This window comes from Frankia sp. CeTa3Moorea, from assembly GCF_978021225.1.
In genome coordinates, this window is record NZ_CDXDOR010000173.1 from 1 (window position 1) to 8,839 (window position 8,839).

The 8,839-nt window shown below is 71.3% G+C and carries 9 protein-coding genes and 3 pseudogenes; 5 read left to right on the forward strand and 7 right to left on the reverse strand.

Going from position 1 to position 8,839, the window contains the following annotated elements; translation table 11 throughout:
• Window positions 1-561: 561 nt before the first annotated feature.
• Together AC08OV_RS21165 and AC08OV_RS21170 are read right to left on the reverse strand one after the other, a co-directional pair.
• Window positions 562-873, reverse strand: coding sequence for a MazF family transcriptional regulator (locus tag AC08OV_RS21165; protein ID WP_476614764.1), 312 nt, complete (start codon window positions 871-873; stop codon window positions 562-564).
• Window positions 870-1,130 (reverse strand): pilus assembly protein HicB, encoded by a 261-nt coding sequence (locus AC08OV_RS21170; RefSeq protein WP_476614763.1) that lies wholly within the window; start codon window positions 1,128-1,130, stop codon window positions 870-872. Before AC08OV_RS21170 ends, AC08OV_RS21165 begins: the two co-directional genes overlap by 4 nt.
• Window positions 1,131-1,374: 244 nt before the next feature.
• Here AC08OV_RS21170 and AC08OV_RS21175 point away from each other — a divergent pair, with 244 nt between their 5' ends.
• Window positions 1,375-2,304 carry a pirin family protein gene (locus AC08OV_RS21175; RefSeq protein ID WP_476614762.1) on the forward strand — a complete coding sequence of 310 codons (930 nt, stop codon included), beginning with the start codon at window positions 1,375-1,377 and terminating at the stop codon, window positions 2,302-2,304.
• 72 nt (window positions 2,305-2,376) lie between these two features.
• Here the strand turns inward: AC08OV_RS21175 and AC08OV_RS21180 are convergent, their stop codons facing one another.
• Window positions 2,377-2,745: a DsbA family protein gene (locus AC08OV_RS21180; protein ID WP_476614761.1), complete on the reverse strand. Its 369-nt coding sequence runs from the start codon at window positions 2,743-2,745 to the stop codon at window positions 2,377-2,379.
• Window positions 2,746-2,803: 58 nt separating this feature from the next.
• On the opposite strand from AC08OV_RS21180, the gene AC08OV_RS21185 reads away from it, so the two are divergent.
• The 4 genes from AC08OV_RS21185 to AC08OV_RS21200 all read left to right on the forward strand — a co-directional run bounded on the left by AC08OV_RS21185 (window position 2,804) and on the right by AC08OV_RS21200 (window position 6,412).
• Entirely contained in the window at window positions 2,804-3,745 is a 942-nt protein-coding gene (locus tag AC08OV_RS21185; protein ID WP_476614760.1) for a LamB/YcsF family protein, read from the forward strand.
• Between the two features lie 10 nt (window positions 3,746-3,755).
• The gene (locus tag AC08OV_RS21190; RefSeq protein WP_476614759.1) at window positions 3,756-4,490 is read left to right on the forward strand and encodes a 5-oxoprolinase subunit B family protein; all 735 of its coding nucleotides are present in this window, start codon (window positions 3,756-3,758) and stop codon (window positions 4,488-4,490) included.
• Window positions 4,491-4,514: 24 nt separating this feature from the next.
• Window positions 4,515-5,381, forward strand: coding sequence for a 5-oxoprolinase subunit C family protein (locus AC08OV_RS21195; protein ID WP_476614758.1), 867 nt, complete (start codon window positions 4,515-4,517; stop codon window positions 5,379-5,381).
• 77 nt (window positions 5,382-5,458) lie between these two features.
• Window positions 5,459-6,412: a CAP domain-containing protein gene (locus AC08OV_RS21200; RefSeq protein WP_476614757.1), complete on the forward strand. Its 954-nt coding sequence runs from the start codon at window positions 5,459-5,461 to the stop codon at window positions 6,410-6,412.
• 39 nt (window positions 6,413-6,451) lie between these two features.
• Here AC08OV_RS21200 and AC08OV_RS21205 read toward each other — a convergent pair whose 3' ends face one another.
• The 4 genes and pseudogenes from AC08OV_RS21205 to AC08OV_RS21220 form a co-directional block, all read right to left on the reverse strand.
• On the reverse strand, window positions 6,452-7,183 hold the full coding sequence (locus tag AC08OV_RS21205; RefSeq protein ID WP_476614756.1) for a hypothetical protein: 732 nt from the start codon (window positions 7,181-7,183) through the stop codon (window positions 6,452-6,454).
• Between the two features lie 286 nt (window positions 7,184-7,469).
• Window positions 7,470-7,649 (reverse strand): annotated as a pseudogene (locus AC08OV_RS21210) (hypothetical protein); the annotation flags it as partial.
• Window positions 7,600-7,998, reverse strand: a pseudogene (locus AC08OV_RS21215) (hypothetical protein); the annotation flags it as partial. The pseudogenes AC08OV_RS21210 and AC08OV_RS21215, both read right to left, overlap by 50 nt.
• Window positions 7,999-8,585: 587 nt before the next feature.
• Window positions 8,586-8,839 (reverse strand): annotated as a pseudogene (locus tag AC08OV_RS21220) (hypothetical protein); the annotation flags it as partial.

Here is an 8,839-nt window from a genome sequence, read left to right on the forward strand (position 1 = left end):
ACGAAGAACTGGCGAATCCTCACCAGCCGTTACCGCAGCGACCTCGGCCGTATCGATGCCGACATCCAGGCAGCCGTCGGCCTCCAGAAAATCAACGAACAGCAATCCGAGCGAATACTGAGCTTCGAGAGAATCAAGAGAGTTTCTGAATAACTTCCCTGGGCCACAACCCCACCCGCCGGGTCACCGTCGGGCGGGAGCGGCTGCGGCAGCTGCTTCACCACCACGCCATCTCCTTCCAGCGCACCCGAACCTGGAAGGAAACCACCGACCCGGACGCCGACGCCAGGCTGGACCGCATCGAGGACGTGACCCGCCGCTTGCCCGACCGCTGCTTTCGCCTTCGACCAGTTCGGGCCACTGTCCATCCGCCCTTGCCACGGGCCCTGCCCGGCGCCACGCAAGCACCCCGACCGCGTGCACGCCACCTACCACCGCACCCACGGCATCCGCTACTTCCACGGCTGCTACTCCCTCGGTGACGACACCCTGGCCGCGCTCACAAGCATCCGCGCCTCCGGCGGACCTCGTGACCGTCATGATGCCGGGGTTGCCGTAAGGTCAGCGTTCGGGCGTGGCCAAGATCTTGAACAGCATGGTGTTGGCGGTGGTGAGCATCTGGACGTCGACCCGGCGCAGGCATTCACCCAGGGCAGCCTTGGCCACAAACGTGACCAGGCCCATCACGGCCCACTGCCCCTCCCCCAGGTCGACGCAGAACCCCTCATCGGTGGCGTGCTCCACGACCAGGGCGACCAGCACGGTCGGCTCGTAGGCGATCTCGTTGTAGACCGTGGAGCTGAGGACCAGCACCGCCTGCGGCGCCGGCCCGATGCCCGCGGTCCAGATCTCACCGCGCCGCGGTGGCCTCACCCGGCGGCGTCGGCGAGATTGGGCAGCCCCGACACCGCGAGAGCCCGCTGGTTGGCCTCCCCGAAGGCGAGGGCCGCACCGGCCACCGCCGGGTCGGCCCGCACCCAGGCCCCGTGCGCGGCGCAGCGCCGGCGCATGTCCTCGGCGTCAAGCACGCCCTCGACCCAGGCGTTCATCGAGGTGTGCTCGGCCTCGGCGTACCGCTTGACCGCCTCGTAGGCCTCAGCCGAGAGCCGGAGCGTGATCGTGCGCGACATGCGCAACATGCTAGCAAGATCTGAATGCTAGCAAGATCTGACAGCAGTATCCGCCACAGCGCGGAACGCCTGGTCGCACTATCCGGTCACCAAAATCGACATATTATATGTCCATTTATGTGATTCCGTTGCTCTACCTGGCGGGTCATCTGCCTGGGCGGGACGCGGGCCGTGGAATGTCCGTGGCCCCGACGACGCTGGACTGCGCAGGCATCGTCCTGCCTACCGTGAAGGAGGGTTCACCATGAGGGCCACGCCGTCCTCCCCCGGGTCGTCCACCCCGCCAACCGCGGTCCCACCGACCGCGGTCCCGTCTTCCGCCACACCCCCCTCCGCGGGTCCGCGCCCGCGGCCACAGCCACAGCCACAGCCGCGGATCGACATTCGCCGGGCGGACGACAGAGCGGCGACGCGCGTCGGCTGGCTCGACTCCCACCATTCCTTCTCGTTCGGCCATCACTACGATCCGTCGAACACCCACCACGGTCTGCTGCTGGTGAACAACGACGACACGGTCGCTGCCGGGACCGGGTTCGAGACCCATCCGCACCGGGACATGGAGATCGTCACCTGGGTCCTGCGCGGATCGCTCGTGCACCAGGACTCCACCGGCCACTCCGGCGTCATCTACCCGGGACTCGCGCAGCGGATGAGCGCCGGTCGCGGGATCCTGCACTCGGAGAAGAACGACTCCTGGCGTCTCGACGACGGCGGGGAGCCGCATGACGAGCCGGTGCATTTCGTCCAGATGTGGGTCGCACCGGACCGCCGGGGCATCGACCCCGGCTACGAGCAGCTGGAGATCGACGACGAGCTGCTACGCGGCGGCCTGGTACCGGTGGCGTCCGGGATGGCCAGGCACCGCGGGCAGAGCGCGATCACGATCAGAAACCGGTTCGCGGCCCTGTGCGCCGCCCGGCTCAGCCCCGGTCGGGACGTCACGCTTCCCGAGGCTCCCTACCTGCACCTGTTCGTGGCGCAGGGCGAGGTGACGTTGGAGGGGACGGGTGTGCTGCGCGCCGGGGACGCGGTCCGGTTCACCGCGACCGGCGGTCAGCGGGTCAGCGCCTCGGCTCCCGCCGAGATCCTGGTCTGGGAGATGCACGCCGACCTGGCCGATCTGGCCAATCTGTCCGACCTGTCCGACCTGTCCGACCTGTTCGGTCTGGCATGATCGCGCGGCAGCCGAATTGTGGGGAGCCAGACACGGTCCAGGGACCGCAGACCGTGCTCAGGTCCCCCAAATTCACCGGCCGACGGCCAGCCGGTCCTGATGGGCGAAGAGCTGGTCGTGCATCTCCCAGAATCGCCCGTGCGCCCCGGCGGCCTCCGCAGCCAGCGCCGCGGTGAGCCCGTAGGGATGGACGTCGAACACCGGGAAGTGCCGGAAGACCAGCCGGGCCTGCCCCTGCGAGGTCTCGGTGAACTCGTGCAGGACGGGAGTCGCCCGGGCGCAGTACGGGCATTCGAAGTCGGCATACTCGACGACGACGACCGGGGCGTCGGCCGGCCCGCGGGAATGGCGGAACGGGCCGATCGGCACCGCGGGAGCGGCGGTCCCGGCCAGGATGGATCCGGCCAGGTCACGATTATGACCACCCCGTCGCGCCCCCACCCGCCACCGTGCCGACGGGGGCGGATCGCCAGTGCCGAGGTGGTGAACAATTGGCAGCATGGGCGACCAGCGAGATCCCGGCAGGCGGGAGCGACCTCGGCCGGACTGGGCGACCACCGGGGCGGCCGATCCGCCGAACCCGGCCGAGCCACCGCCTCCCGCCAGACAGGAACATCCCGCCGAACAGGTACACCCCGCCAGACAGGCACATCCCGCCGCACCACCGCCTCCGGCGGATCCGCCGCGTCCCCTCGATCTCAACGCCGACCTCGGCGAGGGTTTCGGGGTCTGGCGCCTCACCGAGGATGAAGCCCTGCTCGACCTGGTCACCAGCGCCAACATCGCCTGCGGGTTCCACGCCGGTGACCCCGCGACAATGCGGCGGACGTGCGAGCAGGCGGTCCGCTGCGGAGTCCGCATCGGCGCCCAGGTCAGCTACCGCGACCTCGCCGGCTTCGGTCGCCGCCGCATCGACATGGACCCCGACGATCTACGTGACGACGTCCTCTATCAGCTCGGCGCGCTGGACGCCTTCGCCCGGACGGCCGGCGACCGGGTCCGCTACGTCAAGCCGCACGGCGCCCTCTACAACGCCATCGTCACCGACGAGGAGCAGGCGCAGGCCGTCGTCGAGGCCATCCGCTGCTACGACGCGACGCTGCCGGTCCTGGGCCTGCCCGGATCGGCGTGGTTGCGGCGCGCGAGCGAGGCCGGCCTGACCGCGGTCGGCGAGGCGTTCGCCGACCGCGCCTACACGGCCGCGGGCACTCTGGTCTCCCGGCGCACGGCCGACGCCGTCCTGCACGATCCCGACGTCGTCGTCGCGCGCGGCGTGCGGATGGCGGTCAAGGGCGTGGTCGTCAGCCGGCAGGGCACACCGGTGGACGTCGACGCCCGCTCTCTCTGCGTGCACGGGGACACGGCGGGCGCGGTCGAGCTGGTCAGACGGCTGCGCCAGGCCCTGCTCGACGCGGGTGTCCCCCTGATCCCGTTCAGCTGAGAGGATCGCGATGCGCATCCTGCCCTGCGGTGACGAGGCACTGCTCGTCGAGGTGGCCGGCCTGGCCGAGGCCGAGGCCCTCTACGCGCGGCTGCGGCGGATCGCCCCGGTCGGGATCATCCAACTGGTTCCCGCGGCGCGGACGGTGCTGGTCGCGTTCGATCCCGCGGCGACCGACGCCGGGCGCCTGAGCGCCGCCCTGCTGCGCGCCGCCGGGGCTCAGCCCGGCACGTCCGGCCCCACGCCCTCGTCCGGCCCCGCGCCGCAGACCGGTCCCGATCCCTCGTCCGGCCCCGGGCCGCAGGCCGGTCCCCCGCTCAACCGGGACGTCGTGACGATACCGGTGCGCTACGACGGCCCCGATCTGGCCGAGGTCGCCCGGCTCAGCGGACTGACTCCGGCGCAGGTCGCGGACCGGCACGTACGTGGCGGGCACCGGGTCGCGTTCTGTGGCTTCGCTCCCGGCTTCGCCTACATCGCGGGCCTCGACCCGGCGCTGCGCGTGCCACGCCGGGACAGCCCGCGCACCCGGGTCCCCGCGGGCGCGGTCGCCATCGCCGACGAGTTCAGCGGCGTCTACCCGCGGACCTCGCCTGGCGGATGGCGGCTGATTGGCCATACCGACCTGCGGGTCTTCGATCCCGGCCGGGAGCCGCCCGCCGTGCTGGCCCCGGGCACGCGGGTGCGGTTCATCGCCATCGCCGACGCCATCGCCGACGCCGACGCTGCCCGGTCGGTGTCGTGATCGAAATATCATGATCAAGATTTCATGATCGAAATCGTCGCACCAGGCCCGTTCGCCACGGTCCAGGATCTCGGCCGGCCAGGGCTCGCGCACCTGGGCATCACCCGGTCCGGCGCTGCCGACCGTCGCAGTCTGTTGCTGGCGAACCGGCTCGTCGGCAACGTCGCGACCGCGGCGGCGGTCGAGCTCACCTACGGCGGCCTCATCGCACGGTTCACGGATCCGGCGCTGATCGCGCTGACCGGCGCGCCGTGCCCGCTGGAACTCGCCGGTCGCCAGATCAGCATGTACTCCCCGGTGGACGTGCCCGCCGGCGCGCTGCTGCGGATCGGGGCACCCGATCGGGGCCTGCGCACCTACCTCGGAATTCGCGGGGGGATCGGTGTCCCACCGGTGCTCGGCTCACGATCGAGTGACACCCTCTCCGGGATCGGTCCGCAACCGCTGACCGCCGGTCGGCAGCTGCCGTCGGCGGCCGACAGCGCGGACCCGCCGACCGTCGACCTCGCCCCGCTCGCCCAGTACCCGGACGAACCGACCCTGCGGGTCCTCGCCGGCCCCCGCGACGACTGGTTCACCGCGGACGCGCTGCCCACGCTGTTCTCCGCGTCCTATGAGGTGACGGCCCAGAGCGACCGGGTCGGCGTGCGGCTCGTCGGGCCGGCGCCACGCCGCCGGATCACCGCGGAGCTGCCCTCGGAGGCCATCGTCACCGGAGGGATCCAGATCCCCCCGGACGGGCGGCCGGTCCTCTTCCTCGTCGACCATCCGGTCACCGGGGGTTATCCCATGCTGGGCGTCGTCGCGTCCGAGGATCTGCACCTGGCCGCGCAATGCCGGCCCGGCCAGCGCATCCGGTTCCGGCCTTACCACGGCTGGACCACAAGATGACAGGCGAGGAGCGCCACCCGCGAAATTCGTTATCTTTGCTCGTATTGCTCCCGGGGGGGGAGACCCGAGGAGGCCTTATGGGTTCGGTTCGATTCACGACCGTCATCGCCGCCGCGTCCGTGGCCGCCCTCGCAGCGGCGCTCACCACGGCCTGCCAGGCGTTTCCCGCCGGCAAGGCAGCGTCGGCGACACCGTCTACGGGAGCCCGGGCCGACCAGGAGATCACGATCGCCGCGACTCCCATCCCGCCGCACCCGTCCGGGGCGGCGCACACGGAGCTCACCGCGGGGTCGTTCGCCCAACCGACCACGCAGCCGCACCCGCAGCCGACCACGCAGCCGCACCCGGAACCGGTTGCGGAGCCGGCGAGGACATCGCCGACGGCGTCGTCCGGCCTGTCCACGGCCACGGCCACGGCCCCGCTACCGCCACGGACCGACGAACCGCCCGCGGGCCTGCCGGACGATGCCCGCCTGCCGGTTCCGGTGCAGGCACCCCTCGTCGCACCGGGCACGAGCGCCGCACCGGGCACGAGCGCGCCCGCTCCGGCTTCGACGCGGACGCCGCCCGTCGCCCCGCCCCGGACCGGCACCGAGGCCGCCGAGGTGGTCCGGTTGACCAATATCGAGCGGGCCCGAGCGGGCTGCGGCGCGCTGACGGTCGACGCCCGGCTGGCAGCCGCGGCGCAGGCGCACAGCGCCGACATGGCGGCGAACGGCTACTTCGGTTACACCGGCAGGGACGGTCGCGGCCTCGACAAGCGGCTGGCCGCCAACGGGTACACCGCCGATCTCATCGGGGAGAACATCGCCGCCGGATCGCTCACCGCGGCTCGGACCATGCAGATGTGGATGGACAGCGCCGATCGGCGGACGACCATCCTCACCTGTGCCTTCACCGCCATCGGCGTGGGCTACGCCACCGGCGGCGCGTACGGCACCTACTGGACGCAGGACTTCGCCGGTGCCGACCCACGAAACCACTCCGGGTCGAGACGCTCAGCCCACCCTGAGGCGCACGGCCGGCCCTGAGACGCACGCTTCCCCTGTTCCCCCCGACGGATCCTTCCGTCAGTGGTGGCTGCGGCGCCGATGACGGCCGAACGCGCCCGTGCGTTCCTCGGCTCCCTCGGCCGGAGCACCCTCGGCCGGAGCACCCTCGGCCGGAGCACCCTCAGTCGGAGCGCTCTCGGCCGGAACGCCCTCGGTCGGGACCGAGGCACTGAGGCGGTCGCTGGGATAGACCTCCGGCTCCGCCAGGGGGCCCGGGCGCATGGCCGCCTGCTCCCGGAGTTCCCGCTGACGGCGCGCCGCGGCCACGTCGCGCACCCCCCGCACGCTCAGCCGACCCCACGCGGTCGAACCGAGAAAGAGGATCACGGCGCCGAGGCCGTAGAAGAAACTGATCCAGACGAGCGCCTGCCGGGCGGACCCACCGACCGGCCGGCCGAGCGCGCCGAGGTCCCAGGGGCCCGCCAGCGTCGGGCCGACGACAAACCAGGCGCCGGCGACGACCGCGAGCCACGCACCCAGCGCGGCGGTGCCCCGGGTGGAGCTCATCAACAGCAGGAACCCACCGACGAACGCGGCGGCACCCGGCAGCACCTCCAACCAGAAACGGGCCGACGTCCAGGTCCAGGCGCTGTTCGGGGTGAAGGCGAAGTCGAAGTACGGCCCGATGAACGGAATCAGCGCCCCCCACACTCCCAGGAGCATCAGCAGCAGACCACTGACCGCACCCCGGCTGCGGGGAATGTGCCAGGCGCCCAACCAGGGGGAGTCGATGTCGGCGACGTGGGTCATCGGGAGCTCCTTCCGTGGCCAACGCCAGGAACGTGCCCCGCCCGGTGCCGATGAACCCTCGCCGGCGACCAGTCACCACCCGGCGCGCGGAAGAGCCGGGCGGTTTCCCGCCCGCGTCGACGATGACCGACTGGGCGCGGACCATCTCGGCCCGGATCTGCGCCGGTGTACGATGACTGAACGGCTGGGCGCCTCCACGGGCGTTTACCGTCTCCGACGTACTGGCGGCGACGAGGTGCTTCAGGTTGACCGCGGCGTTGGCGTCACGGTCGATCACCAGCCCGCAGGACTGGCAGGCGAAGATACGGTCCGACAGGGTGAGGCTTGGGTTTCGCCCGCCACAGCCGGAACAGGTCTTCGAGCCCGGCCACGTGCAGGTCCTCGACGACCACGACGTCATGGCTGGTCGTAAGCCTGGTCGTAAGCTTGCGCAGCCCGTCGCGGCGCTGGTAGGCGACGCGGGCATGGAGGCGACCGAGGGTGGCAGCGCGTCTACGGCGACCGGCACTGCCCGGCCGATCCGGGGCAGCTTCACGTGCCGATCCCCAGCCGGACCGTAGGCGCCGGTCGTGTACCGGAACGAGTCGCGGGCCTTCCCGCGTTTCTTGAACCGGGGAAAGCCGACCCGGCGGCCCTTCCGCGTGCCCGTACGGGAGTCGGTGACGTTCTTCAACCCGCGGGCCAGCCGGTCCAGCCCGGCGCAGGACGTCGAGCATCCGCGGTGTCCACACTGGATGCGGACCGTCGTCGATCGTCAGGGCGACCGCGTCCGCGGGCGCTCCCCACCGGGGCCCACAAATGTTCCAGTAGACCATACATCGGAAATCACCGTTGAAAGCGAGACCAAGCCGACAAGAACCCGTGCGAAGGAAGGAGACGGTCGGGCTTCGGATCAAGGCGGATCGGAACGCGAACCGGGCACATCGAGATCGGTGAGATTAGCGAGATCGGTGAGACCAGGACGGGTCGGAACCAGGGTCCTCGCCGGCCGCCGGGCCCCGGTCAGACCTCAGCGGCCGCCGGGCCCGAACCGCCCAGTCCGGATCCGCCCGGGCTCGTGGCCGAGCGCGACGAGCATGTCGGCCGCTGCCTCGACGAAGCCGTTCGGCCCGCAGACGTGACTACTCCGGAGGATGTTGATCGCCGCGTTCACGCAGGTACTGACCAGGAGGAAGGCACGGGGGCGCGGACCGCCGACGGCCCTGAAAGCCCGGCGAGACGGTACCCATCGTGCACTCATCCCACGTCAGGCCCTACCGCGTCAGGCCACGTCGGTGTCATGCCGTGGATCGGGCGCGCCCTTTCGCCAAGCATGATGTTGAGGCCACGATGTCGACAATCCGGACGAATCGCCGTCTGTTAACATAAATATGCCACACAGTCCACCGATATCCGACGATCATTAGGCAACGATCGACGCCCGCCGTGCAGGAGGACCGCTCATGGCATGGCCAGCCGCTCCGGCGGGAACCATCCCGGGCACGTCCGTCGCCGGGGCATCCACCACGGAGGCCACCCCGGACCCGGCGCCCCCAGTCTCGCCCGCCCACGTCCCGGCCGCCCCGGACGCGGCCACCGCAGCTTCGATCACCCCCGTCCCGGCGCCCCCGGTCTCGGCCACGCCGGGTTCGGCCGCCGCGTCCGGGGCGGCCGGGA

Bases quoted from the DNA above. Each gene is read 5' to 3' on its own strand.
- AC08OV_RS21170 (WP_476614763.1), bottom strand. From the start codon at position 1,130: ATGTCGCGCACGATCACGCTCCGGCTCTCGGCTGAGGCCTACGAGGCG.
- AC08OV_RS21175 (WP_476614762.1), top strand. From the start codon at position 1,375: ATGAGGGCCACGCCGTCCTCCCCCGGGTCGTCCACCCCGCCAACCGCG.
- AC08OV_RS21185 (WP_476614760.1), top strand. From the start codon at position 2,804: ATGGGCGACCAGCGAGATCCCGGCAGGCGGGAGCGACCTCGGCCGGAC.
- AC08OV_RS21190 (WP_476614759.1), top strand. From the start codon at position 3,756: ATGCGCATCCTGCCCTGCGGTGACGAGGCACTGCTCGTCGAGGTGGCC.
- AC08OV_RS21195 (WP_476614758.1), top strand. From the start codon at position 4,515: ATGATCGAAATCGTCGCACCAGGCCCGTTCGCCACGGTCCAGGATCTC.
- AC08OV_RS21200 (WP_476614757.1), top strand. From the start codon at position 5,459: ATGGGTTCGGTTCGATTCACGACCGTCATCGCCGCCGCGTCCGTGGCC.
- AC08OV_RS21205 (WP_476614756.1), bottom strand. From the start codon at position 7,183: ATGACCCACGTCGCCGACATCGACTCCCCCTGGTTGGGCGCCTGGCAC.